Origin of the sequence: Nocardia transvalensis, assembly GCF_015477765.1 — a bacterium.
In the GTDB taxonomy this organism is placed as follows: domain Bacteria; phylum Actinomycetota; class Actinomycetes; order Mycobacteriales; family Mycobacteriaceae; genus Nocardia; species Nocardia transvalensis_A.
This window is the reverse complement of the sequence record NZ_JADLQQ010000003.1, coordinates 277,383-301,222: the sequence shown is the minus strand read 5'-3', so window position 1 is coordinate 301,222 and position 23,840 is coordinate 277,383. Positions and strand designations below refer to the sequence as shown.

Annotated in this window: 29 protein-coding genes; all 29 read left to right on the top strand. The window is 67.4% G+C overall.

Annotated features, from left to right (window positions below; translation table 11 throughout):
* Positions 1-113 precede the first annotated feature (113 nt).
* The 29 genes from IU452_RS09450 to IU452_RS09310 all read left to right on the top strand — a co-directional run bounded on the left by IU452_RS09450 (position 114) and on the right by IU452_RS09310 (position 23,786).
* Positions 114-476, top strand: a complete 363-nt coding sequence (locus IU452_RS09450) for a hypothetical protein (protein ID WP_195108575.1) — start codon at positions 114-116, stop codon at positions 474-476.
* Positions 460-2,244, top strand: a complete 1,785-nt coding sequence (locus tag IU452_RS09445) for a terminase (protein WP_195108574.1) — start codon at positions 460-462, stop codon at positions 2,242-2,244. Before IU452_RS09450 ends, IU452_RS09445 begins: the two co-directional genes overlap by 17 nt.
* 9 nt (positions 2,245-2,253) lie before the next feature.
* Positions 2,254-3,714, top strand: coding sequence for a phage portal protein (locus IU452_RS09440; protein ID WP_195108573.1), 1,461 nt, complete (start codon positions 2,254-2,256; stop codon positions 3,712-3,714).
* Positions 3,715-3,717: 3 nt separating this feature from the next.
* A complete protein-coding gene (locus IU452_RS09435) occupies positions 3,718-4,641 on the top strand; it encodes a hypothetical protein (protein WP_195108572.1) in 924 nt (307 codons plus the stop codon).
* Positions 4,638-5,219 (top strand): hypothetical protein, encoded by a 582-nt coding sequence (locus IU452_RS09430; RefSeq protein ID WP_195108571.1) that lies wholly within the window; start codon positions 4,638-4,640, stop codon positions 5,217-5,219. Before IU452_RS09435 ends, IU452_RS09430 begins: the two co-directional genes overlap by 4 nt.
* A gap of 3 nt (positions 5,220-5,222) precedes the next feature.
* The gene (locus IU452_RS09425; protein WP_195108570.1) at positions 5,223-5,606 is read left to right on the top strand and encodes a capsid cement protein; all 384 of its coding nucleotides are present in this window, start codon (positions 5,223-5,225) and stop codon (positions 5,604-5,606) included.
* An 18-nt stretch (positions 5,607-5,624) separates the two neighbouring features.
* Complete coding sequence (locus IU452_RS09420; RefSeq protein WP_195108569.1) at positions 5,625-6,533, top strand: major capsid protein; 909 nt, start codon at positions 5,625-5,627, stop codon at positions 6,531-6,533.
* A complete protein-coding gene (locus tag IU452_RS09415; protein WP_195108568.1) occupies positions 6,530-6,796 on the top strand; it encodes a hypothetical protein in 267 nt (88 codons plus the stop codon). The genes IU452_RS09420 and IU452_RS09415 overlap by 4 nt, the downstream gene beginning before the upstream one ends.
* A 3-nt stretch (positions 6,797-6,799) precedes the next feature.
* The gene (locus IU452_RS09410) at positions 6,800-7,195 is read left to right on the top strand and encodes a Gp19/Gp15/Gp42 family protein (protein ID WP_195108567.1); all 396 of its coding nucleotides are present in this window, start codon (positions 6,800-6,802) and stop codon (positions 7,193-7,195) included.
* Positions 7,192-7,530: a hypothetical protein gene (locus IU452_RS09405; RefSeq protein ID WP_195108566.1), complete on the top strand. Its 339-nt coding sequence runs from the start codon at positions 7,192-7,194 to the stop codon at positions 7,528-7,530. The genes IU452_RS09410 and IU452_RS09405 overlap by 4 nt, the downstream gene beginning before the upstream one ends.
* Positions 7,530-7,859 carry a hypothetical protein gene (locus IU452_RS09400; protein ID WP_195108565.1) on the top strand — a complete coding sequence of 110 codons (330 nt, stop codon included), beginning with the start codon at positions 7,530-7,532 and terminating at the stop codon, positions 7,857-7,859. Before IU452_RS09405 ends, IU452_RS09400 begins: the two co-directional genes overlap by 1 nt.
* Positions 7,856-8,350 (top strand): hypothetical protein, encoded by a 495-nt coding sequence (locus tag IU452_RS09395; RefSeq protein WP_195108564.1) that lies wholly within the window; start codon positions 7,856-7,858, stop codon positions 8,348-8,350. The genes IU452_RS09400 and IU452_RS09395 overlap by 4 nt, the downstream gene beginning before the upstream one ends.
* 68 nt (positions 8,351-8,418) lie before the next feature.
* Entirely contained in the window at positions 8,419-9,336 is a 918-nt protein-coding gene (locus IU452_RS38055; RefSeq protein ID WP_228817088.1) for an Ig-like domain-containing protein, read from the top strand.
* 86 nt (positions 9,337-9,422) lie between these two features.
* Entirely contained in the window at positions 9,423-9,860 is a 438-nt protein-coding gene (locus IU452_RS09385) for a hypothetical protein (protein ID WP_195108563.1), read from the top strand.
* 38 nt (positions 9,861-9,898) lie between these two features.
* On the top strand, positions 9,899-10,303 hold the full coding sequence (locus tag IU452_RS09380) for a hypothetical protein (RefSeq protein WP_195108562.1): 405 nt from the start codon (positions 9,899-9,901) through the stop codon (positions 10,301-10,303).
* Complete coding sequence (locus tag IU452_RS39150) at positions 10,293-14,405, top strand: transglycosylase SLT domain-containing protein (RefSeq protein WP_324192521.1); 4,113 nt, start codon at positions 10,293-10,295, stop codon at positions 14,403-14,405. The genes IU452_RS09380 and IU452_RS39150 overlap by 11 nt, the downstream gene beginning before the upstream one ends.
* Complete coding sequence (locus IU452_RS09370) at positions 14,405-15,313, top strand: hypothetical protein (RefSeq protein ID WP_195108561.1); 909 nt, start codon at positions 14,405-14,407, stop codon at positions 15,311-15,313. Before IU452_RS39150 ends, IU452_RS09370 begins: the two co-directional genes overlap by 1 nt.
* Positions 15,310-17,016: a hypothetical protein gene (locus IU452_RS09365; RefSeq protein ID WP_195108560.1), complete on the top strand. Its 1,707-nt coding sequence runs from the start codon at positions 15,310-15,312 to the stop codon at positions 17,014-17,016. The genes IU452_RS09370 and IU452_RS09365 overlap by 4 nt, the downstream gene beginning before the upstream one ends.
* Before the next feature lie 14 nt (positions 17,017-17,030).
* The gene (locus tag IU452_RS09360; RefSeq protein WP_195108559.1) at positions 17,031-17,564 is read left to right on the top strand and encodes a hypothetical protein; all 534 of its coding nucleotides are present in this window, start codon (positions 17,031-17,033) and stop codon (positions 17,562-17,564) included.
* Positions 17,557-18,360, top strand: coding sequence for an N-acetylmuramoyl-L-alanine amidase (locus IU452_RS09355; RefSeq protein ID WP_195108558.1), 804 nt, complete (start codon positions 17,557-17,559; stop codon positions 18,358-18,360). Before IU452_RS09360 ends, IU452_RS09355 begins: the two co-directional genes overlap by 8 nt.
* Entirely contained in the window at positions 18,357-18,599 is a 243-nt protein-coding gene (locus tag IU452_RS09350) for a hypothetical protein (protein WP_195108557.1), read from the top strand. Before IU452_RS09355 ends, IU452_RS09350 begins: the two co-directional genes overlap by 4 nt.
* 41 nt (positions 18,600-18,640) lie before the next feature.
* On the top strand, positions 18,641-18,949 hold the full coding sequence (locus IU452_RS09345; protein WP_195108556.1) for a hypothetical protein: 309 nt from the start codon (positions 18,641-18,643) through the stop codon (positions 18,947-18,949).
* Entirely contained in the window at positions 18,946-20,088 is a 1,143-nt protein-coding gene (locus tag IU452_RS38845; RefSeq protein WP_195108555.1) for a glycine-rich domain-containing protein, read from the top strand. The genes IU452_RS09345 and IU452_RS38845 overlap by 4 nt, the downstream gene beginning before the upstream one ends.
* Positions 20,088-20,681, top strand: a complete 594-nt coding sequence (locus tag IU452_RS09335) for a hypothetical protein (RefSeq protein ID WP_195108554.1) — start codon at positions 20,088-20,090, stop codon at positions 20,679-20,681. The genes IU452_RS38845 and IU452_RS09335 overlap by 1 nt, the downstream gene beginning before the upstream one ends.
* Before the next feature lie 9 nt (positions 20,682-20,690).
* On the top strand, positions 20,691-21,053 hold the full coding sequence (locus tag IU452_RS09330) for a hypothetical protein (protein WP_195108553.1): 363 nt from the start codon (positions 20,691-20,693) through the stop codon (positions 21,051-21,053).
* Positions 21,050-21,379, top strand: coding sequence for a DUF7264 domain-containing protein (locus tag IU452_RS09325; protein WP_195108552.1), 330 nt, complete (start codon positions 21,050-21,052; stop codon positions 21,377-21,379). The genes IU452_RS09330 and IU452_RS09325 overlap by 4 nt, the downstream gene beginning before the upstream one ends.
* A 70-nt stretch (positions 21,380-21,449) precedes the next feature.
* Positions 21,450-21,800: a hypothetical protein gene (locus IU452_RS09320; RefSeq protein WP_195108551.1), complete on the top strand. Its 351-nt coding sequence runs from the start codon at positions 21,450-21,452 to the stop codon at positions 21,798-21,800.
* 3 nt (positions 21,801-21,803) lie between these two features.
* Positions 21,804-22,514, top strand: a complete 711-nt coding sequence (locus IU452_RS09315) for a hypothetical protein (protein ID WP_195108550.1) — start codon at positions 21,804-21,806, stop codon at positions 22,512-22,514.
* Positions 22,515-23,786, top strand: coding sequence for an SGNH/GDSL hydrolase family protein (locus tag IU452_RS09310; protein WP_195108549.1), 1,272 nt, complete (start codon positions 22,515-22,517; stop codon positions 23,784-23,786).
* Positions 23,787-23,840 lie beyond the last annotated feature (54 nt).

Here is a 23,840-nt window from a genome sequence, read left to right as displayed (position 1 = left end):
TGGTGTGGGGCGCGGCACGGCCAACAGTCTTCCGGACGCCTGCCAATCCCGTTGCCGTTTCCACGTTTTCAGCCAGCCCGCCCAGGTGGCGGCGAGGACCCTGGAGGTTCGCCATGGCGACGACACCCGCACCGAAGGGGCTGGACGCGTCCGGCCGGAAGTTGTGGAAGGACGTCACCAGCGCGTACAAATTGCGTGCCGATGAGCTGCGCGTGCTCGAATCCGCGTGCCGCGAAACCGATCTGCTGGCGCGGCTTGAGGAGCAGATGCCGGCCGAGGAGCTGATCGTCACAGGTTCGCAGGGGCAGCCGGTGATCAACCCGCTCGTACCCGAGCTGCGGCAGCATCGTACGACGCTGGCGGCGCTGCTGCGGCAGCTGAAGTTGCCGGACGCGAACGACACCTCGGAGGCCCGCAGTACGCAGGCCCGGGCCGCGGCGAACGCCCGGTGGGCGACCCGTGGCCGTAGCGCGTGATTCCGGCCCGGCGCTGATCTCGACGCCCGAGTCCGAGTTCGCCGAGATCATCGCGTGGTACGAGAATCAGCTCGCCACCACCGTCCCGCCGGTCGATCTGGAGTGGGAACCGGTCAAGGTGGGACCGACATGGCAGTGGGATCCGAACACCGGCTGGCATCTGCCTGAGCTGACGCTCGGCTGGCGGGTGTTGGCGTGGTGCGGGAAGTGGTTGCGGGACAAGAAGGGTCAGCCGTGGCAGTTCACGCCGGAGCAGGCCCGGTTCGTGCTGTGGTTCTACGCGATCGACGAGCACGGCGATTTCCTCTACCACTCCGCGGTGCTGCAGCGGCTGAAGGGCTGGGGTAAGGACCCGATCGCCGCGTGTCTGGCGATGGCCGCGTGCTTCGCCGAGGTGACGTTCGACCACTGGGAGGGCGGCCGCCCGGTCGGCCGCGACGAGCCGAATGCCTGGGTGCAGATCATCGCTGTCGCCGAAGCACAGACCAAGAACACGATGAAGCTGTTCCCCGGGCTGGTGCCACGGGAGACACGTGACCACTACGGCATCCAGATCGGGAAGCTCAATGTGTGGGGGCTCGGCGACACCCGCCACATCGAGGCGGTGACGAGCAATCCGCTCACGGTGGAGGGCGGTCGGCCGACGCTGGTGATCCGGGCCGAGACGCAGAACTGGAACTCGTCGAACAGCGGTCACGATATGGCCGGTGCGCTGGAGGGCAACGCCGCCAAGTCGGAGGTCGACGCCCCGGCGCGGATGCTCGACATCTGCAACGCCTGCCGCGACGGGGAGGACTCGGTCGGCGAGCGGATGCGCGACGCCTACGACTCCACGGTGGGCGAGAGCCCGACGGCGAGGGACTTCGGCCTGATGTACGACTCGCTCGAGGCCCCGCCTGAGGCGCCGCTGACGGCGGAGGCCGCGCCCGCGGTGCTGGAGGCGATCAAGGGCGACTCGTACTGGCTGGACACGCGCCCCAACGGCCGCATCGTCAAGTCGATCCTCAACACCGCGAACCCGCCGTCGGAGAGCCGGCGCAAGTGGTACAACCAGCGGCTCGCGGCCGCGGATGCGTGGCTGACGCGGCAGCAGTGGGACGCGCTGGGGGATCCGGACTGCCGTCCGGCCTGCGGCGAGCGGGCGTTCCTGTTCGGCGACGGGTCGAAGTCCGACGACGCGACCGCGGTGATCGGATGCCACCTCGACACGGGCAATCTGTTCTACGTCGGCATCTGGCAGCGTCCTGCGGGCTGGAGCAGCAAGCAGCGGTGGATCGTCGACCGCGCCGACGTCGACCGCCGCGTCCGGGACGCGTGCGCGGTGTGGGATGTGCTCGGGTTCTGGTTCGACCCGTCCGATGCCCGCGACGACGAGACCGGCGAACGGTTCTGGGAGCCGTTCTGCGACGACTGGGCGCAGATCCAGGACTGGCAGTTGCCCGCAGTGGTGACCGGCGATTTCCGGCACCCGGTGATCTGGGATATGCGCAATCCGCGGTGGCTGAAGCTGCACACCGAGGCCGCCGAGCGGTTCACCACCGATGTCGCCGACAAGGCGTTCCGGCACGACGCGCACAAGCTGCACGCCCAGCACGTCTACAACGCGAAGCGCCGGCCGAACAAGTTCGGTGTCGGGCTCGGCAAGGAACACCGTGAGTCGCTGCGCAAGGTTGACGCTGCGGTGGCGTCGGTGGGTGCGCGGTTGATGCGGCAGATGTGGTTGTCGGTGCCGCGGCAGGAGATGACCTACGAAGCGATGTTCGTGTGAGGCGGTGGAATGAACAAGGCGCAGGCCGTCGACGCGGTGCGGGACATTCTGTCCGGGCCGCGGCCGTTCGAGCTCGAGCGGCTGGACAAGATCGACGCCGCCATGCGTCCGTGGACCGCCGAGCAAGCGTTGCGGTGCTTGGAGATTCGCGGGCTGACCAGCACGCAGATCCAGGGCCCGCTGGCGCCGCTGGCCGGGCTGGCACGCAAGGCGCAGACGAATTTCCTGCCGCTGATCTTGGACACGTTCAGCCAGAGCATGAAGGTGGACAATTATCTGTCCGGCAACGGGCAGGACACTGCGCCGCCGTGGGAGTGGTGGCAGCGCAACAAGTTCGATGCCCGCCAGACCGGCGTGCACCGGACTGCGCTGCAGTACGGGGTGTCGTATGTGACGGTGCTGCCGTCGCTGCGCTCTACCGACCCGGCCGATGGCGTGTACCTGCGCGGGGTGAGCCCTCGCCAGATGACGGCGCTGTATGGCGAGCCGCTGGAATGGGATCCGCGCGGTGGCGGCCCGGTCGACGACGACTGGCCGATCGTGGCCATGGAGATGAAGGGGCCGATGATCCGGCTCTACGACGAGCAGAACGTCCACTTCATCGGCGTGAAGTCGGTGCCGCAGTCGGCACTGGGCTGGCGCGATGCGGCGTATCTGCGGGCCAGCAACTTCGAGTACATCGAGGGCCGCACGCACGGCGTCGGTGTGTGCCCGATCGTGCGTTACCAGGATCGGATGCTGCTCGACGGGGAAGAGGTGTTCGGAATTATCGAGCCGCTCATGGTCATCCAGGAACGCATCGACGAGACCGTGTTCGAAGGTCTGGTCGCCCAGTACTACTCGGCGTTCCGGCAGCGCTACGTCATGGGCTGGATGCCCAAGGATCAAGCCGAGGGGCTGCGCCAGGCAGTGTCGGACACCTGGTTTTTCAAGGACCCGAACGTGAAGGTAGGCCAGTTCGAGGCCACCGACCTGAAGAACTACACCGGGGCGAAGGGCGACGCGGTGCGGGACCTGGCCGCGATCGGCCAGGTGCCCGCCCAGAACCTCGGCATCGAAGGGATCAGCAACATCAGCGAGGCCACCCTGGCGGGGCTGGAGGCTGGCAAAGACCGCAAGGCCGACGAGATCGAGACCAGCCTCGGCGAATCGCACGAGCAGATGCTGCGAGCGTGCGCCCACATCGCAGGAGACGCCGACTCGGCGCAGGACTTCGCCAGCGAAGTCGTCTGGCGCGACAAGACCGCCCGCTCGTACGCGCAGACCGTCGATGCCCTCGGCAAACTCGCCCAGATGCTCGGCATCCCCGACGAAGTGCTGTGGGAGGACATCCCCGGCTGGACGCGCGAGAAGGTCGAACGCGCCAAGCGGGCCCGCGCCGAGCAAGACACCCTCGGCGACGAGCAACCGCCGCTACCCGGCGAGCCACCGGAACCGCGACCGACACAAGATGTTCCGCCGCAGGAGTAGCCGGTGCTCGCTCTGATCCGGACGCTCACGCGCGTGGTATGGCGGCTACTGTCCGGCGGCGTCCCGCTGACCGACAGCGAGCGCCAGGCGCTGGCCCCGCGGTTGCTGCCGATCGTGCAGCGGCACCGCCGCCGCGCGTACGCCGCCTCGGTGCAGCGGATCAACGAGCAGATGCCCGGCATCACGCCCGCGGCCATCCGGCCGTATGACGCTGCCGCGATCGAGGCGGTGCTCGCCACCGTGGGCGGCCGGGACACCCCGCCGGTGAAGGTGCCGGTAGAGGACCTGGACCCGCGGTCACGCCGGACATCGCGTGTGCGAGTGGAGATCCGGGAGCAGACGCGTACCGATCCGGCGGTCACCCGCGTGGTCGCTGCTCGTGCCGGAGCAAGGCTGGCCCGCCATGCCCGGCAGGCCGGGCGGGACGCGGTGATCGACACCGCGAATGGTGCCGGTGACGAGATCGGCTGGGCGCGTGTGCTGTCCGGCAGCGAGAACTGCGCGTTCTGCGCGATGCTCGCCAGCCGCGGCCCGGTCTACCGGTCGGACAAGTCGGCGAGCCGCGTCGTCGGCCGCAACGGCCAGCCCCGCGGTTCGCGAGACCTCGGCGAACAGTTCCACGACCACTGTGACTGCGATGTGGTGCTGGTGCGTCGCGGTCGCGACTGGGAAGGCCGCGAGCAGTACGAGCAGCTGGAGCGGTTGTGGATCGCGGCCGACACCGTCGCCGAGGGCGAGCCGACGCGGAAGGTGTTCCGCCGCGCCTACGCCCGCCACAAAGACCTTGCCCCGCAACTCGAACGGATCTGGCGTGACTCGGCTGTCGGCTTGTCCGGTGACGACGCCCGCCGTGCTTTCGCTGCCGCCGTCCGGAACAACCCACCCGCCGCCCTGGTGGCGGCCCTACGCCCCAGGAGGGCCCAGTGAATGAACCTGTGACCACCGCGCCCGCGGATCCGGCACCGGCGGCCGTGACACCGCCCGCCGACCCGACAGCGGAACCAGCGGCGCCGCAGGAGGATCCGGCGACACCGTCCGCGACTCGGGCGCCGGAGGACTACGAAGCGGAGATCGCGAAGCTGCGTCGCGAAGCCGCTGGGTGGCGCACGAAGTTCCGCGAGGCCGAGCCGATCGTCAAGGCGCACAACGAGGCCCAGGAAGCGCAGAAGACCGAAATCCAGCGCGCCACCGACCGGGCCACCCAGCTGGCGAAGGACCTCGCCGACCGCGAGACCGAACTCGCCGTGCTGCGCGCCGCGTACAAGCACGGCATCGGTGAAGAGGACATCGACTTGCTGGGGTCCGGCACCCCGGAGGAGCTGGACACCCGCGCCGCCCGCCTGGCGGCCAAGGGGTTCGGCACTAAGGAGAAGACGCCACCGCCGCCGAGTGATCGGCCGCTGGAGTCGCTGAGGCCCGGTGCCTCGCCCACGCCACCGCCCGCGGTGGACAACACCTATCCCGCGGATTGGATGCCGCGGGCACGCACAACGGAAAGGAGCTAGCTCATGGCGAATGAGTGCCGCCCCCTGTTCCGGCCGGGCAAGGACATCACCGCGCTCACGACCGCGAACGTGACGGGCAAGACGTTCGTCGACATCTCGGCCGCCCCCGACGCCACCACCGGCATCCTCAAGGTCGCCACCGCAGTTGCCGGAGCCAGGGCCCTCGGTGTCGCCGCGTTCGACGCCGCCAGCGGCAATACCGTCGCGGTTCTGCGCGGCGGTGTCGTCGAGGTGACGGCCGGAGCCGCGATCACCGCCGGTGCCGAGGTGGAGGTCAACGCGTCCGGCCGCGCCATCACCCTCGCCTCCGGCAAGGCCGTCGGCAAGGCATGTAGTTCCGCGGCCGCCAATGGCGACACGATTTTCGTCGCCCTGCCGGGCGCCTGAGATTAGGAGGTACCGATCATGGCACCGACTCCCTACAGCCAGGAGTACCCGCTCGGCACGCCCAGCGTCTCCGGCAACAACATCACCGTCGATCTGATGCTGCGCGAACCGACGCGGATCAACACCTACATCAGCGACATCGCGCTGCAGAAGTTCTTCGCCGACCGCATCTTCTCCACCCCTGGAGGCGTGTCCGGCGGTGCGCTGCTGTACACGCAGCTGCTGGCGAACGACCTGTACGCGACCCGGTCGGTGCAAGAAGTCGCACCAGGCGCCGAGTTCCCGGAACTGACCTTCGATCGGCCCGAGCCGAAGGTGGCGACGGTGAAGAAGATCGGCGGCAAGTTCCGCGTCACCGATGAGGCGCGCGATCGCAACGACCTGAGCGTGATTCAGAACGAGGGCGCCAAGCTCGGCAACACCGTGCAGCGTGACCTGCACCGCCGCGCGATCGCCGAACTCGAGGCCAGCATCACCGCAATAGGCTCGGCTGTGCAGATCACCGGGGTGTCGTGGGCCGACGCCGCCGGGCTGACCCTGACGACCACGGCGAACAACGTGCAACCGGCCGCGGACTTCGCCAAGGCCGCGCTGAAGGCCGAGACGTTCGAGCTCGGCGGCACCTACAACCTGTGGATCGTCAATCCGCAGGAGATGTCCAATTTCCAGGTCACCTACGGCGACCGCTGGCGGGACGTTCTGACCAACAACGGGGTCGACATGATCTCGTCCAACCAGGTCCCCGCCGGTACCGCGTACGTTGTGGAGGAGCGCAGGGTCGGCCAGATGCGGTTCGAGCAGGAACTGCGGACGGTCACCTACCGCGACGAGGGCACCGAATCGACCTGGGTGCAGACCTCGATCCGGCCGGTATTCGCGATCACCCAGCCGTACTCGGTGCTGAAAGTGACGGGACTGGCGGCATGAACGCCACCACCCGCAGCGTCCGCGTCGGACTGATGACCTATCAGCGCCCCGACGGCCGCTACCGGCTCGCCTACGCCGGGGACACCGTCGAGGTGCATCCGGACTTCCTCGCCCGGTTCGACCGGATCAACGTGGTGCAGGGCCAGGAGCCCGCCCCGGCGACCGCCGAATCCAAACTGACCGAATCCCGACCGGCCGAGGGCGATTCGACCGGCGAGAAGCCCGCGACCAAGCGGCGGACCATCGCCCGCAAGGAGCCCTGAGCCATGGCTTTCGCCACCCCCACCGACGTCGCTGCCCGCTGGCGCGCCCTGTCCCCGGCGGAGCAGGCCCGCGCCACCGTGCTCCTCGACGACGCGGCATGGTGGCTCAAGGTCTGGTTCAAGCCGTACGGCGACATCGAGGCCCTGGCGGTCGAGGACGAGCTGCTCGCCGAAGGCTTGAAAATCCTGTCCTGCAACATGGTTCGCCGCGCATTGCCGGGGACCGTTGTCGAGGGCGCCACGCAGGTGCAGCAGACCATGGGGCCGTTCAATACGCAGATCGCGTTCCGTAACCCCGACGGCAACCTGTTCGTGTACGAGTCTGAACGTGACGCGGTCTTGTCCCTGCTCGGCATCAACGTGTCGGGCGCGGTCTCGATGACGGCGGCCGGACTGTGAACCCGATCGCCATCGTCCACGGTGAAACGTGGGAAGTGCTGCGCGGCGGCCGAGATCGAGTCGGCGACCAGGCCCTGACCGTGCACCACACGATCGACCAGTGCGTGTTCTGGCTGGAGTCGATCACTGGTGACAACGACCGCCGCACCGCCTCGACGGCGTACGGCAACCTCGCTGTCCCGAGCGAGGCCGAGGCGCTGGCGACCGATCATTTCCGGCGTGCCGGTACCGCGCAGCTGTGGCTGGCTGTCGGTGGCGCGCACTGGGATCAGTTGCATCCGATGACGGGGTGGAACCCCGGCTACAAGCTCATCCGAATCAAGGGGGTCAGCTGATGCGCCACGACATCCCCGCCTACGACAATCCGGCGGTCACAGCGCTGCTCGTCTCCCCGCGGATGCGGTCACTGATGGCCGAGCGTGGCGAGCTCGCACAGGCTCTCTATCGGGAGATTGTTGCGAAACGCACTGGGCGCCTGGCGCGTTCGGCGCGGGTTGAGACGTTCATCGGCGGCCGTCGCAATGACCGCTGGTACTCCCGGTTGATCGTCGGCGAACGGTACGCCGCTTCGCACGAGTTCGGCACGGACGACGGTGACGAGGGTATCCGCGCCGGGGCCCACGATCTGAACGTCGTGCTGAACTCGATGGGCGGGCTGCTGTGACCGTGCAGTTTCCAGCCTGGTATCGCGGCGGCTGGCCCGACCGGGAACTCGTCGTGCTCGACCTGGTACAGACGTACCTCGACCTGGTGACGCCGCGGGGTCTCGCCGTGACCTGGTTGCTCGACGAGCACTTTGCGCTCATCGACAGCGGGGTCACCGTGGTCCGCGTGTACCGCGGTGGCCTGAACGCTGTGGGGCAATGGGATCCGGCGGCCGTGCAGCTCGGCGTGATCTCGAAGACTCGCGCCGACTCATGGGCGGTCATGGAGTACCTGCGGCAGATGATGCTCAGCTACTCCCACGGCGGGCCCGTGCGACGTGCTGATGGGTCGATCACCGAAGTTGCCTGCATCGAGGAGACTGGCGGCCCGCAGCAACTGCCCGAGCTGAATCCCGATCACCGGCTGGTCCCGGCGACCTTCAACGTCGAATGCAAGCTGCCATCCGACGTGCCGGATTACGCGCTCATCCGCGAATCCCTTCCCCTGTAGAACATTTCGACTTCTAGCCAGGCGTTCCGCAGAGCGCCGCGGTTGCCACTGTTCGAAAGGAGCTGGCCATGCCCGCTACCAGTTTTCTCGCTCTGAAGGGCAAGAACGATCCGCTCGTCATCACCGCGCTGGACTGGCTGGTGATGCTGCACTCCTGGACACCCGGGGCGCCGTATATGCCGGTCGATCTGTGCGACAGTTCCGGAGTGCTGCAGACCCTGCCGGCCGGGTGGCAGACCTCCGGTGAGATCCAGAAGCAGGCCGCGGTCAGTATCGCACCGGATCTGCAGACCAGCCCCATCGAAGGCTATGGCTCGTCCGGCCCCCGCCGCGTGGTGCCGACTGCGGAGAACCTGACGGTGGATTATGTGGCGCAGGAATGGCGGAAGATCAACCTGTCGATGTGGCACAACGTCGAGATGGCGGCCACCTCTGCGGTTCCCGGCAAGGGCTTCAGGCAGAGCAAGACCAGCGCGCTGAACATCTTCTACTATTCCGCGCTGCTGGTGGCCCGCGACCGCAACCAGGCAGGCGACATCTACACCTGGTTCAAACTGCCCAAGGTCGCCGTGTCCAAGCGCGGCGCGATGGCGGGCCAGTCGGGCAAGGAACTGCCGTTGCCGTTGACTCTGGCGATCTTCGACGACGCCGGGTACGGCGGTGGTGGCGAGGGTGGGCTGTACGACTTCGGGTGCAGCGGCCCCGGTTTCGACGCCATCGCGCTCGACGCCGGGTTTTTGAGCGCGCCAGCGTCGATCAACGTCACTCCCGCGACCATCACCCTCGCGGCGGGCGAGATCGCGCAGCTGTCGGTGTACGACAGCAACGGCTACAACCGCACCGCCGAATGCACCTGGGGTTCGTCGGCGACGTCGAAGGCCACCGCCGACTCGTCGGGCCGGGTCACCGCGGTAGCGACCGGCACGTCCACGGTCACCGCCACGCTCGGCGCCCTGACCGACACCTGCGCGGTCACCGTTTCCTGACCCTCTGAGCGCCGTCCCCGCATTGATTCCTGGTGCGGTGCGGGGGCGGCTTCTCACCAGGACCACCAGGGACACAGGAGGATTCGATGGCTGCGAGCACACCGAAGAAGGCCGTCCCGCGCAAAGCAGCGGGCAAGGCCCCGGAGCCGAACCCGGTGGCGGAGAAGATCGCCGCGTTCGATGCGCTACGCGATCGCGCCCGCGGCTCGACGCTGCAAGTGCTCACCCCGGCCAGCGATGACCCGTTCCGGCTCGGGCCCGAAGACGGGTTCGATCCACCGCTCGTGGTCGAGTGGCCGCAGGATCTGCCCACGAAGATCGGGCTCGAAGCCACCGCCCGCGTCGGCAACATCGTGCCGTTCCTGCAGCTGCTACTCGGCGACCGCGACCTGATGCGTGTGGTGGCCGCGTTCTCGCGGTTCGCCGACGGCGAGCGGCTGCTGGTCGGCCTGTACCTGCGGATCATGGAACACTTTTTCGGGCCGGGCGCCGGTGATGTGCCGGGGGGTACTCCGGCCTCGTAGACGTCATCGGCGGATACGGGGCACAGCTCCGCTGGGACGTGCGCACAATCCTGCACCTCGACCTCGACGACTGGCTCCGAGGTGCCCGGGACTGGCGAGAGCTGTGGGAGTTCCGCGACCGCCTACGCAACCGCGCAGGCTCGGCCTACCAAGCTGCGCTGCTGCAAGATCCGGAGGTCGTCGCGGCGCTGGCCGCTCAGGAAGACGACGACAGCAACACTGTTCCGATCGAAGGATTCGGACCCATCGAAGCGCGGCTGGCCAATATCGAGGACCGGCTCATCCAGCTCATCTACGCCGTGGCCCGTGTCGACTCCACGGCCGCACCGACTGCAGCCCGGCCGCAATACCCGCATATCCACCTGCGTGAACACGCCCGCCGCGAGGACCTGCGCGACCTCGAACGGCAGCTGATCCCGAAAAGGGGTGACGGTGACCCATAGCTTCTCGGCCGGGTCGGCGTATGTCGACATCGGCCCCAATTTCGACGACTTCGTGACGAAGCTGCGGGCGCACCTCGAGCGCGTCGACGCCACCCTCGACGTCGACATCGGCGCCGACACCACCCGCGCGGCTGTAGACCTCGAACGGTTCCGGCAGACCGCGACCGAACCCCTGGCTGTCGGTGTCGATCTCGACACCGGCGAAGCGTCGACACAGATGGAAACGTTCCGCCGCACAGCCGGTCGAGACATCCAGGTAGGTGTCAAGGCCGACATCGACCGCGCCTCGCTGTCGTCGGCGCTGAAGGACGCGGTCACCGGCGTCAAGCTCGATCTCGGCGCCACCGCCGTCGGGAACCTCCCCGCGGTCGCGACCGCTCTGGCCAGCGTCGGCACCGAGGTGCAACGCATCTCCGGCCTGGGGGCGCTGCTGCCCGGCATCTTCGCCGGCGCCTCCGCCGGTGTCGCCACCCTCGTCGTCGGTATGCAGGGGTTGAAGGACGTCTTCTCCGATTCGCCGGAGAAGGCGATGGCCGCCTATCAGGACATGGCCGTCAGCGCCCGCGAGATCGTCGATACCACCAAGAGTTTCGCGCCCGAGCTGGAGCGCGTCCGGAAGGTCGTGCAGGGCATCACCTTCGACGGCGTGGCCGGGCCTCTGCAGCAGCTGATCGACAACCAGCTGCCAGGTGTCGAACGCGGCATGGCCGCTATCGCGCGCCAGTACAACACCGGAATCAAGACCGCGCTCACCGAGCTCGGCAATGCCCAATCGCAGACCGCGCTGTCGGCGGTCTTCGGCAACAGCGCTGAGGCCGCCAGCCGGTTGAACAGCGCTATCGTTCCGGTCATTTCGTCGCTGCGCACCCTCGGCGCGGCGGGCTCGACGTTCCTGCCCGAACTCGCCCAAGGCTTCACCAACCTCACCGTGAGGTTCGACGCGTTCATTCAGCGCGCCGACCAGTCCGGCGACCTGGCGCGGTGGATGCGCGACGGCATTGATTCGACGAAAGAGCTCGGGTCGATCCTCGGAAACCTGGGGTCGCTGCTGGCCTCGGTTCTGCGTGCGGCACGCAGCGACGGCGACGGACTGTTGAAGACGGTCGACGGACTCACCGAACGTCTGGCGGACTGGGCGAAATCCGCCGAGGGCCAGGCGGAGATGACAGAGTTCTTCCGCCAAGGCCGTGAACAGCTCGCCAGCTGGCAGCCGATCCTGCAGGAACTGCCCGGCCTCCTGCATTCGGTGTACGACGGCGTGAGCGCCTGGTCGAGCATCACCATGCCGTTCCTGCGCGCCGCCGCGCAGCTGCTCGGCGACCACCCGACGCTCATCGCCAACGTCGTCACCGCCTACCTCGCGTTCAAAACCGTGTCACCGGTGTTCGATCTGCTGAAGGCCAGCATCAACAGCGCAGGCGGCGCGCTGACGACGTTCAAGACCGGCGCAGCCGACGCCGGTGAGAACGGCGCCGGAAAGCTGGGCCGAGCCATGGGCGGGGTTGGCGCACTGATCGGCGGCGCAGCACTCGGCGGCCCGTGGGGCCTCGCGATCGGCGCCGCCACCGCCGGGCTCGGCGTTCTCGCTGCAAAGCATCAGGAAGCCGCTGCAGCGGCTGAACAGCAGCGCGCCAAGCTGGAGGCACTGGGCGCCACGCTGGACAAGCAGACCGGCAAGGCCACCCAGGACACGATCGACCAGGCCGCCGCTCAGCTCGGCGAACAAGGCTTCCTCACCCGCGCCGAGACACTCGGCATCGACACCAAACAGTTCGTCCGCGCCGGTTTGGGTATCGACCAGAACGCACGTCAGCAGATCAACGACCGACTGACGCAAATCATCCTCGAACAGCGCGGCAGCGCAGGCGACACCTGGCGTCGCGTACAGAGCTACAGCGGCCTATCCGACCAAGACATCGCCCAAGCCCTGCAGGGGGTACCGGAGGCGGTGCAGAAGTACACCGACGCCCTGCCCGCGGCTCAACAAGCCGCGGTGCAAGTCGGGGACCGGAAGGCGCTCGCCGATCTACACGACCTGAAGGAAGCCCTCAACGACATCGGCGAGTCCGCGGCCAGCCTGGGCGGCGAGATGAACAACACCAGCTCCGAGATCGCGAAGATGGGCAAGGAACTGGTCCAGCAGCAGGCCGCAGCCCGGGGAACCTTCGAGTTGACCGAGCAGGGGCGCAAGAACTTCGAAGCCCTCGGTATCGCGATCGACAACGTGCTGGTCCATGACGGCAAAACCGTCACCATCAACACCCCCACCGACGAACAAAAAGCGAAACTCGTCGAACTCGGGCACATCACCGAGACCCTGCCCGACGGCAGCGTGAAGATCGTTCTCAACGATGAGGAAGCGCGCCGCGGCATCCAGGAGATCGTCAAGCCGGAGACGAAGACGGTCACCGTTCAGGAGATCTACAACCGCGTCCAAGCCGGTATCGACAACCCCGACGTTCGGCAGAACGCCAAACCGTATTCGGCGGAAAGCGGATACGTCCACTACGCCCACGGCGGCCCGATCACAGGCGGCATCCCGGGCCAAGACTCGGTGCCGCTGCTGGCGATGCCCGGCGAGCACGTGCTCGATACCGCGGACGTCGACGCGCTCGGGGGGCAGGCGGGTGTTTTCCGGTTTCGGGCAGCGCTGAAGGCTGGACTCGTGCGGGGCATGGCCCGCGGCGGCGCAGTTGGATGGAGCGAGGACGACGAGCGGACGCTGCAGCAAGCGATCCTCGCCGAACAGCAAGCCGAGCAACAGCGCCACAAGCTCGATTTCGACACCAACGCCACCGACCTCGACAAGCGCGCCGCCGGTCAGAAGATCGACGACGCCAAGGCGAAAGTCGCCGAGCTGCAGCAACGCAAGGCCACCGGCGACCGGCCCGAGACCACCGTGCTGCCCCAAGCGGAGCTGCCCGGCCGCAAGACCGAGCAGCAGATCCGGATCGAAAACGCGCAGATCGCTGTCGATGAGGCCAACACCAAACGCAACCAGGTCTACAACGACCCGACCGCCACCCCACAGGAGAAGCTGCAGGCCGACAACGCATATCTGTCGGCGCAGAACTCGCTGGAGTCGGCGCAGAAGATAACCGGCGAGCAGGAGCTGCCGACGCAGTACAGCCTGCCCGGGATACTCGCCAACGCGGGCACGATCATCGGCCGTGGAATCCTGTCGTTCTTCGGCCTCGAGAACTCGATCCTGTCCGACACGAATGTCTACAACAAGGGCATCTCGTCGATCCTCGACTTCTACGACAAGAAGAACAAGGCCGAGCAGGAAGACCCAGGCGAGGCGTACACCTACGAACCGAAGAACCTTGCTGTCGAAGACAAATCGGCCAGCACCCCAGCCAACAGCGCGAGCCACCGCGGCGGATCGGGCACCGACGGAAACGGCGCCGGGGCAGGGTCGACCAGCTTGGGCGGACAGTCCTACGACCCGAGTAGTGGAGTGGCACAGTGGCGCGGCACGTTCGCCTCGGTGCTGCGCGCGCTGGGCATGCCTGCCGGGTGGCTAGATCTCGGCCTGGCGCAGATGCGCACCGAATCCGGCGGCAACCCGCACGCGATCAACCTGACCGATTCCAACGCGCAGAAGGGCACCCCGTCGAAGGGGCTCATGCAGGTGATCGACCCGACCTTCGCCGCGTATCGGTCAGCGATCTACCCGAACGACATCTGGCATCCGAGCGCGAACATCGCTGCAGCACTGCGGTACACGGTCACCCGCTACGGCGGCCCCGAAGGCGTGTGGGGGCAGGGGCACGGCTACGACCTCGGCGGCATGGCCAACGGGATCGGAGTGCTGCTGAAGCAGACAATCAAACCCGAACGCGTCTTGTCCCCGCGGCAGACCGAGGTGTTCGAGTCCTCGCTGCCGCTACTGGAGTCGATCAACACCGCGCTCGCCGCGCCCGCCGCGCTGCCGCAGGGCTTCACTGTGCGCGGCAGCGATGCGGGTGGCCTTCCGGTGGCGCGGGATCATTCCGTGAACTTCCACGGCCCGGTGCAGGTGATGGACATGGACCACCTTGTGCGTGAACAGGATCGGTGGGCTGCGTTACAGGCGCAGGGAGCGCTGGTGACGTACTGATGAGCCGCTATCTCACCCTGTACCTGAACGGCGCCGATGGCTCTCGCTGGAACCTCACCGACGCCACCGAGGGCGTGATGCTGCGTCCGGGTCCGCAGAAGATCATCGACGCACCTGCGAAGACGTTCTGGCTGGAGACCTCGACCGGCAGCCACTACCAGGGCATGCGGTTCGAGCGGCGCGACCCGGTGTTCTCGGTGCAGATCCATCACGAGAACCCCGACATCTGGGCCGACATCGATTCCCGCTTCCGGATGGCGCTGGGCATGTACGACGAGGAGTTCGAGCTCGAAGCGCACACGTCCTATGGGGTGCGGCGGCTGAAGATGCGGCTGCTCACCGATCCGGTGGCCTACGCGAATGCTGATTACGAGGGCAAGGACCCGTGGTTGACCCACGATTCGACGCTGGGGATCAGCGCGGCGTGCGGGATGCCGTTCTGGGAGGCCGACCCGATCGAGATGTCGTGGGCGCTGGGCTCGGGCACGAGCGGGTCGACGAGGTTCGAGTTCGAAAACCGCGGTGACGTGGTGGTGTGGCCGCGGTACTTCGTGACCGCTCCCGGGAAATGGCGTCTGCCCGACCGGAGTTGGGGTCAGAAGCTCTACGCGATCCCCACACCGCCGTATCACCGGGGGCTGCTCGATGCCGATCGGATGGTGTGGCTGCCGGAGCTGGTGGCCGGTGAGGACTGCTCGGTCGATACCGACCCCGACGAGGCGACTCTCGTCGCCGCCAACGGTGCACCGGTGCAAGCTCGCTGGAACTCCAACGGGTTGCTGTATCCGCTGCGCGCACACCTGCTGCCGACCCAGGTCACCGTGGAGGTCACCAACGCGAATCCCGGTGCGGCCATCACGATCTGGCTGCCGCGCCGATACTCGCGGCCGTGGGGAGTGATGGTGTGACCACCACGCTCGCCGACATCCCGCGGCTGAAACAGCAAACAGACCAGATCCGCGACTGGCACCACCAGTTGCGCCGCACACCGCCGCTGATCCGGTTGTGGATGAACAGGCCCGACGGTGCTCCCGGCTTGGTGCTGCGGGGGCGGATCACCGAAACCGTCGCTGGCAAGTTTCCTTGGCGGGAGAACCAGGCGCAGCCGGGCATGCTGCGGCTGCGGCTGGATCATCACCTCGCCCGCTGGCTGATCTCTATCCCGGAGGATCCGCAGGCGCGGAAGAACGTGGTGATCACCGTGGATCACATGGGTGGGGCGAAACGGTGGTCGGGGCTGCTGAAGAACTGGAATGTCGTCACCAAGAACCGCATCCACTACCTCGAAGTGAACTTCGTGGATGACCTGCAGTTCCTGCAGTTCATGCTCGGCCCACCGAACCCGGCACTGCCGATCCCGATCTTCCAATTCCCGCGCGTGCTGCCGATTTTCGGGCCTGCGAAGTGGGCGATCTCGATGATGATCCTGATCAATCTGATCAGGCTGAACGGGCACCCGTGGACGCTGCCGGACGACCCGTTCAATGTCGAGTCCTGGGACGACCTGTTCGACTGGTCGGATTGGCAGGTCTTCATCAAGGCCCGCCCGTTCGATCTCGACGACTCCTCGCTGTGGACGATCCTGGCGACCCGCATGAACCGCATGGATCAGGTGATCGCGGACGCGCTCGATGACGCGCAGCTGACGATGACCTACCGCAGAATTCTCACCGTCGACGGCGAGACCTCGCCGATCGACGGCGTGCCCGACATCGCCAACGGCGCACTCGTATTCGAGGTGATCGACAACTCCGGCTACTACGGCACCGCGGGCACCGGCACCGGCGGCGGGATCGCCTTTGGCCTGCAGCGCACGATCGCGCGGTTCCTCGACGGATTCGTCGAAGACACCCGCGTTCTCCTCGACGACGATCAGACGATCTGGCCCGACGAGTACTACCAGGGCCACTGGTTCGGCACGGTGCCGTCGCGGCCCTGGGTCGTGGTGCGAGACAGCCCCTACAGCCAGATGGACACCGGACAGCTCACCTGGGCGCCCGCCACCGCGGTATCGGTCATCGTCGGCGGCGACAACCCGCTCGCCGATCAGCTCGCCCGGCTGACGATCGAGTCCATTGCGGCGTTGATCGGCTATTTCCTGCTCGGAGGATTCTCCGGCCTCGGCGCGATCATCGCCGACATCGTGATGCCGTTCCTGGTCGGAACCATCCTCGCCTGGCTGCAGTGGACCAACCACACCCGCGCCCACAACCTCGGCTGGGTTCACCTGTGGGAGGTCTACCAGCAGGGCGCGGAAAACAACTCGTGGTCGCTGTCGGCGGTCGCCGCGCTGCGCGCGGGATTTCTGTCCAGTCGCAGCGAGACCGCCCACCAGTTCACGATGCGGTTCGGCGGTGAATACCTGCCCGGCCTGCACTTCGACATCGGCCACCGCATCGCCTCGACCGCCGCGCACGTCACCGACCGCCTGTTCGTCGACCAGGTCGAGCAGATGGAACTGGCTTGGGACTTCGAGGCCGGTCGGACCTACAGCTGGGACGTCACCGTCGGCAACGCGAAAGCCGCCATGTCCCAGGCCGAACGCTCCGCGCGCCTGATCAACAAGGCGCTGCAGACGCTGCAGAACCTCGGCGTCCACCTCATCTCGTAAGGGAGACAACGACATTGCCTGAACCACCCGAGCATCCGGTGTTCCATGACGGTGCCGACCAGCTCGTCATGCTCATCGCGCTGCTCGACGCCTTCCCGGGCCAGCGCGACGGCGTGCTGGTGCCGATCCACCCGAAAGCCCGCGGACCGTGGGCCGAAGTGCTGTACCGCCGCGGAGTCCGTGTGCACCCGGAGCTGATGGAAGAACTACCGGTGTCGGCCGGTGACCACCCGGAAGCCGCATGGCTGAACCCGTCGGCATGGGTGCCGCGCAGCGAATTCGCCCAGCAGCAGGCCCCAACGGCATCCTCATCCGAGCAGCACCGCGAGCAGATGTGCCAGATGCTGCAGGCCCTCGACCCGAAGCTGGCCGCCCGCATCGACGCCATGACCGACGACGAGCGCCGCGCCGCCCGCGCCGCGCAGGCACCGCTCGTACCCGAGGCAATCGAACAGCTGCAACAACTCGGCCGCCAGTTCTGGCACATGCAGCAGGCCAACAGCAAGGACGGCGGCGACACCTTGAGGGAGGAGACGAGTAATGGCTGATCCGGTATGGCTACCAGAAGTCCTTCGAGCCGAGGGGCTTTCGGTTATCGAGTACTCCGGTTGGCGCGACCGCGGGCACGGTGATTTCGGCGCCATCTGGGGCGTGATCGCCCATCACACCGGCAACAACCCGCCCACCAACAACCCCGGCTACATCGCCAACCATCCACAGCTGGGCCTGTGCTCCCAACTGCACCTGTCCCGAGACGGCGTCTACACCGTCTGCGGCGCCGGAATTGCCTGGCACGCAGGCGAAGGCAGTTGGCCCGGCCTGCCGATCAACGACGCGAACCGCCGCACGATCGGTATCGAGGCCGAAAACAACGGTCGCGAGGGCTGGTCGCCGCGCCAATACGACGCCTATGTCCGCGGTGTCGCCGCGATCCTGCGCCACCTCGGCCACGACGCTTCCCACGTCATCGGCCACAAAGAGTGGGCCGGCGCGGCCCAGGGGAAGTGGGATCCGGGCGGCATGGACATGGACCGCTTCCGCGCCGACGTACAAGCCGCCATCGACCGCAAACTCACGACACCACAAGGAGGTACCGCCATGTCCTGGGGCGAACTGATCAAGAACCTCGACGGGGACACCGTCAGCCGGGAAGACGAAATCAAATACATCGACCGCCACGCTGGCCTCATCCTCGACCAGCTCGGCGGGCCCGGCACCCGCCGCGGCGCCGACTTCCCCGGCTGGGACTTCCTCGGCGACCGCACCATCGCCGAGGCGCTGGGTGCGATCGGCGCCAAGCTCGGCGTCTCCGGATGCTGTGACCCGAAGGAGGCGAAGCGATGACATCGCTGAACCCGCTGCGCTACAAGCCGTCCCAGATCGCAAAGGCCCTTATCGCTGGATTGACCTGCATCGTCGGTTTGCTTGGCGTGACCGCTTCGACCTTCGCCACCGGTGATCTGGCAGTAGTGGGGAAGTGGGCGGCGACCGCTGCCCTGTTCCTGACGCCGGTGCTGGTGTTCCTGCAGCGCGCCGAACCGATCATCGACCGCCTCGACGGCGACGACTACGCGGCGGGGTGAGCCCGGTGGTTGTTCCGGTCCGCACGAGCATGGAGAGCGACGTGATCGCAGATGTGGGCGCCGTCCTCGGCGGCCTGGGTGTCGGCAGCCTCGGCACAGCCTTTGTGACCGGTCTACTCGGCCGCCGCAAGCAGCGCGCTGACGCCGTCCAGGTACTCACCAAGGCTGCCGCTGACCTTGTCGAGCCGCTGCGCAACCAGCTGGCCGAGGTGACACACGCATTCGAGGAGCACAAGCAGCGCCACCGAGTCGCCGCGGCCCGCCACACCGTGTGGGACAACGAAGTCCGCGAAAGCCTGCGCGCCGTAGGACTCGAGGTTCCACCGCCGCCTCCGTTGGATGCCCTATGACCTTCCCTGTCGGCAGCGGCGGCTGGAACGCCGGAGACTGGGGGCTATCGGCCAACGGATCCATCCCCGGCATGGCCAACCGCACCCAGGCCAACATCACCGACGCCTTGGCCGCCGATGTCAAGGCATCGAACTGGGGCGGGTTGGGCGGCATGCTGATCGGAATGATCCTGTCGCTGATCGGCGGCGTGGTCTCCGCGATCCTCGGCGGGTTCAACAGCGTGGTCGACGCGATTTTTGGCAACGTCACCGACGAGTACATTGCTCAGCTGCCGACGATCACCGACCATTCCAAGTCGATCACCACGTTGCGCCAGCAGTTCAATCAGCTGGTCCTGCAAGGCAACGCCATCGTGTTCACCTCGAACAACACCTACACGCCGTCGGCCGGGATTCTCAGCATGGACATCATCGCCATCGGCGCGGGCGCCGGAGGCGGGTCCGGCCGGTGGGACGTGCTGGCGGACAAACGATCCGGCGGCGGGGGCGGCGGCGGTGGCGGTGAGGTCCACGTCAAGGTCCCGGCCAACCTGCTACCGAAGAACCCGGACGGCAGTTTCGCCCCGATACCCATCACCGTCGGCGCAGGCGGACCCGGCGGCACCGGATCCGAAGCGCCGGGCACCGGCGGCGGTAACACCATGTTCGGCACCGGTAGCTATCAGATCTCTGCGGGCGGCGGCGTCGGCGGCACCTCGCTACCCAGCACATCAGGTTCACCCGGCGGTACCGGTGGTGTCGGCATGATCCCCGGCGGTGCAGGCGGTCGCGGCGCGGCAGGCAACGGTGCCACCAGCTCGACGGCCGGTGGTGGCTCGGTGTCCTCCTACGACCTGAACGGCGGAGGCGGCGGCGGTGGGGGCGGCGGCACCCCCATCTGGAACGGCTCAGCCGGTGGCGCGGGCGGCATCTCACCCGGAGGCAACCCGGGAAACCCAGGCCAGAACGGGCAACCCCCGTCCCGCATCGTGGCCACCGGCGGCGGAGGTGGGGGAGGCTCCATCAACGCCAGCTCCAACGGCGGCCATGGAGCGTTTCCCGCAGGCGGCGGCGGGGGCGGAGGAGGCGGCATCTCCAGTTCAGGCAACGGCGGCAACGGCGGCAACGGGATCGTGTTCGTCATCGAACGGTCCAGCTGATGCAGACCGTCATGCGCGTCTACACCTCGAACGCGGTGTGGACGAAACCCGCCGGGCTGTTCGCTCTCGACGTGATCCTCCGCGGCGCGGGCGGCGCCGGTAACACCAGCGCCGGAGGTGGAGGCGGCAGCGCAGTCGACAACAAAGAGCGCATCGCCGACTTCCAGCTCCCGGCAATGGTTCTTGTGACAGTGGGTACCGGCGGCTCGAGCGGCCGTGATGGAGGTGACAGTTCCTTCGGCGACATCTTCACCGCCCCGGGTGGCACGGGCGCTGCCAGCGGCGGCACCGGCGGCGCGTCGTTCATGCGGGGCGGCCACGGTGGAAACGGCAGCGGTCAACCAGGCGAGTCGGTCACCTCCGGTGTCGTGCGCCTACTCGCCGGTGGCGGCGGAGGCGGCGGCCCCGGCGCAGCTGGCGGCAAGTCCGGGCTCGTCACAGCCGGAACTTCCAACCCCCCACTGTGGCAGGCGTGCCAGTCCGGCGGCGGGGGGAACAGCGGCCAGACAGGCGGATTCCCCGCAGGCGGTGGTGGAGCCAGTGCCAGCGGCGCCAATGGCTGCGTCACCGTCATCGAGTACCTGTTCGATTAAGGAGATGTAATGCCAACTGCCACAGTGCATATCGAATCTGTAGACGGCTACGCCGGGACCGCACGGTGCTTCCGCATCGATCCGCCCTTCGACAACCACACCTACGTCACCGTCTGCCTGACCCCGAGCTACGGCGACATCGTCCGGCCCGAAGCGCAGGTGTTCCTCGGCACCGAAACCGGCGCCTGCGCCGAACTGTCACTGACGCGGCGGCCCGGCTCGTTCGTACTCCACCACGAACCCGACACACCCGACCGCATCGACGGCGCGTACTGGACGGCGCTGCAGCTGCTCGGCGGCTACCAGATCACCGAACCCGAACCGCCCGCCGATAAGCCGGTCGACGAGCCGACCGACAGCGAGACGGCATGACTTCCTCTTTGGGTCGTGACGGAATCGCGAAACCGCTGATCCTGTCGCGCGGCAGGAACTTCGTTCACCGCATCACGCCGGAGACCACCAGCTTCCCGGCAGGGATGACAGCGCAGATCGACATCTACGACAGCACCGAGACCACGCTGCTGGACAGCTGGCCTGCAACGGTGACCCCGTTGTCGGTGGACTGGCGCGTGCCACCAGCAACCGCCGACACGATCCCCGGCGGTGCCTTCTACGTCCTGTCGGTCGTCATGCCCACCGCACCGGCCACCAGCCACGACTGGTTCTACGGCCCGGTCGTCCGACGCTACCGGCGCTGAAACACCATCACCCCGCCACAACCACCCATCGGCCCTGGTCGCTGGGCTTCGTCATCTGAGGAGATCAACCATGCCCATCGCTGTTCCCGCCACCCGGCAGACCCTCGCCGACGCCTACAAGAACCTCGGCAGCTGGATCAGCCTGCACACCGGCGATCCCGGGGCGACCGGCGATCACGAAGCCCGCGGCGGCACACCACCCTACGCCCGCCAGCAAACCACATGGACCAGCTCGACCGGCGGCATCATCAACGGCTTGCAGGTCGCCTTCGACGTCCCGGCCGGCACCTACACCTATGCCGGGCTCTGGAAAACCGCGAACGGAGGGGCGACCGACTTCGTCGACAAGGTGGCCATCACCCCGACCACCCTGGGTGACCAAGGTCAGATCCTGGTGACCCCGAGCTTCACCCAGAGCTGAGCCGTGACCTTCGCCGCCGACCCACCGCGGCCCGGACAACTACAGGCCGACATCCCCAGCTCCCGCTGGATCGCCAACGCCCCCACCGTAACCGTGGCAACCGCACCCGCCGCGTGGATCCCACCCGTCCCCGATGGCATAGTCGCGAACTTCACCGGAATCGGCGCAACAACCGGGGCAATACTGACGAAACCTGGTCTGTTCCCGCGCTTCTCCGGCCGCGGGCAACTGCGTGCCGCGATACGCCCGAAGATCACCCTGACCGCGCGGTTCGGCGGCGCCGGCGCCTCGGCCGCCACAGCGGCGCACCCTGCACGGTTCTCCGGGGTTGGTGCCCTGACCGCCACCGCGCGGCACGGCGCGGCCCGTACAGCCGCATCCACGAGTTCCGGAACACTATCCGCAGCCGTGACCGCGGTCGGCATCATCGACGCGGGATTCGCTGGGACCGGATCGGGCACCGGTCCCATCGCCGTGCCGACCACCGCCGCATTCGCCGGAGTCGGCACGCCCACCGCCACCATCATCGGCGGCAACCAAGTCACTGCTCTGTTAGCCGGATCCGGCGTCTTCGCCACCACGATCGTCACGATCGCTGTGGCCTCTGCCGCGTTCGCGGGCACGGGCGTCTTCGCCGCGGCTGTCGTCGTCCCAATCCCGTACCCGTCGCAGACCCTCTACCCATCACCAACGTTGTATCCAGGAGCGCCATAAATGCCGTTCACCAAACAGGTTTGGCAGAACTCGCCGTCGACGGCCACCCCGATCAGCGCAGCAGCGCTCAACCGGCTCGAAAACGGCATCGACGACCTCTACGGGCAGCTGATCACGCGCACGCTCAGCTACAGCAACGGCGGCCTCGGCGGCTCGGTCACCCCGACCGGCAACCCATGGAACTCCGGCACGGCAGCAAGCTGGCGATTCGTCGTCAAACTGCCCGCGACCACCACCCGGTGGCGGATCAAGCTCCGCAACTACGACACCCCCGCCCAGGCAACCAAGACCACGCTCACCGGCAAGAAGATCATCCACGGCGACCACAACCGCACCAGCGGCGCAGGAACAGCAGGCGAGACAGGCAGTTTCGTCGGCAACACCGCCAGCGTGATCGTCGGCTCGGACTTCGTAGTCCCCGGCGACGGCTCCTGGTACACCTCACCGTGGGTCACCTCCGCGGACGACCAATTTGACGCGAACCGCGAGCACCTGATCGGTATCGCCGCGACCGCATCCAGCTCATTGTCGGTACAGTCCGGCGCGGGCCGGGCCTGGTACTGGACCGACCCCGCCACCGGGGTCGATCCGGCCATCGCTGGATCAGCCGCGACCAACCAGACGACATGGATCCCGCTGGACTGGCTGATCGAATACGAATGCACCTCACGCCGCACGGCGTACCTGTTCGTCGGCGATTCCATCTGCGAGGGCATCGCCGGACCGCGCGGTACGAGCGGCCAGACCCCGACCGCGCTATGGCGCAACTACCCGTGGCAATGGGCCGCCCGCCACAACGCCCTCGTGACCAATCTCAGCCTCGCTGGTATCACCGCCGCCTATTTCGCCAACCCCTCCGCGGGCCTGTGGACCCGACAAGACCACGCCAACGCTGGTTACGACGGCGCCGTGATCGCCCTGGGCAGCAACGACATCAGCGCCAGCCGCACCCTCACACAGGTGCAGAGCGACATCCTCACCGTGATCGCCAACGTCCGCACGATCATCGGCGCGAACAAACCCATCTACCTCACCACGGTGATCTCTCGCTCATTCCCGGGCAGCCCGGACACGCGCGAATCGGTGCGGCTCGACTACAACTCCTGGCTCTGCGAGCAGCCCACCGGCATCGCCGGTGTCATCGACCTCGACGCCGCCACCCGCGGCACCTCCACCAGCGCGCTCTGGCCGACCTACACCTGCGACACCATCCACCCCTCCTGGATGGGTCATATCCGCCTTGCCGACGCAGTCGGCGCGGTCATTCCATGACACCACCGCTGCGCCGTACCATCATCTGTGCCGTGCACGACGGCACAAGAAGCC

Excerpts from the sequence above, each read along its gene's own strand:
- IU452_RS09450 (WP_195108575.1), top strand. The coding sequence starts at position 114 with ATGGCGACGACACCCGCACCGAAGGGGCTGGACGCGTCCGGCCGGAAG.
- IU452_RS09440 (WP_195108573.1), top strand. The coding sequence starts at position 2,254 with ATGAACAAGGCGCAGGCCGTCGACGCGGTGCGGGACATTCTGTCCGGG.
- IU452_RS09425 (WP_195108570.1), top strand. The coding sequence starts at position 5,223 with ATGGCGAATGAGTGCCGCCCCCTGTTCCGGCCGGGCAAGGACATCACC.
- IU452_RS09420 (WP_195108569.1), top strand. The coding sequence starts at position 5,625 with ATGGCACCGACTCCCTACAGCCAGGAGTACCCGCTCGGCACGCCCAGC.
- IU452_RS09415 (WP_195108568.1), top strand. The coding sequence starts at position 6,530 with ATGAACGCCACCACCCGCAGCGTCCGCGTCGGACTGATGACCTATCAG.
- IU452_RS09410 (WP_195108567.1), top strand. The coding sequence starts at position 6,800 with ATGGCTTTCGCCACCCCCACCGACGTCGCTGCCCGCTGGCGCGCCCTG.
- IU452_RS09400 (WP_195108565.1), top strand. The coding sequence starts at position 7,530 with ATGCGCCACGACATCCCCGCCTACGACAATCCGGCGGTCACAGCGCTG.
- IU452_RS38055 (WP_228817088.1), top strand. The coding sequence starts at position 8,419 with ATGCCCGCTACCAGTTTTCTCGCTCTGAAGGGCAAGAACGATCCGCTC.
- IU452_RS09385 (WP_195108563.1), top strand. The coding sequence starts at position 9,423 with ATGGCTGCGAGCACACCGAAGAAGGCCGTCCCGCGCAAAGCAGCGGGC.
- IU452_RS09370 (WP_195108561.1), top strand. The coding sequence starts at position 14,405 with ATGAGCCGCTATCTCACCCTGTACCTGAACGGCGCCGATGGCTCTCGC.
- IU452_RS09355 (WP_195108558.1), top strand. The coding sequence starts at position 17,557 with ATGGCTGATCCGGTATGGCTACCAGAAGTCCTTCGAGCCGAGGGGCTT.
- IU452_RS09350 (WP_195108557.1), top strand. The coding sequence starts at position 18,357 with ATGACATCGCTGAACCCGCTGCGCTACAAGCCGTCCCAGATCGCAAAG.
- IU452_RS38845 (WP_195108555.1), top strand. The coding sequence starts at position 18,946 with ATGACCTTCCCTGTCGGCAGCGGCGGCTGGAACGCCGGAGACTGGGGG.
- IU452_RS09335 (WP_195108554.1), top strand. The coding sequence starts at position 20,088 with ATGCAGACCGTCATGCGCGTCTACACCTCGAACGCGGTGTGGACGAAA.
- IU452_RS09330 (WP_195108553.1), top strand. The coding sequence starts at position 20,691 with ATGCCAACTGCCACAGTGCATATCGAATCTGTAGACGGCTACGCCGGG.
- IU452_RS09325 (WP_195108552.1), top strand. The coding sequence starts at position 21,050 with ATGACTTCCTCTTTGGGTCGTGACGGAATCGCGAAACCGCTGATCCTG.
- IU452_RS09320 (WP_195108551.1), top strand. The coding sequence starts at position 21,450 with ATGCCCATCGCTGTTCCCGCCACCCGGCAGACCCTCGCCGACGCCTAC.
- IU452_RS09310 (WP_195108549.1), top strand. The coding sequence starts at position 22,515 with ATGCCGTTCACCAAACAGGTTTGGCAGAACTCGCCGTCGACGGCCACC.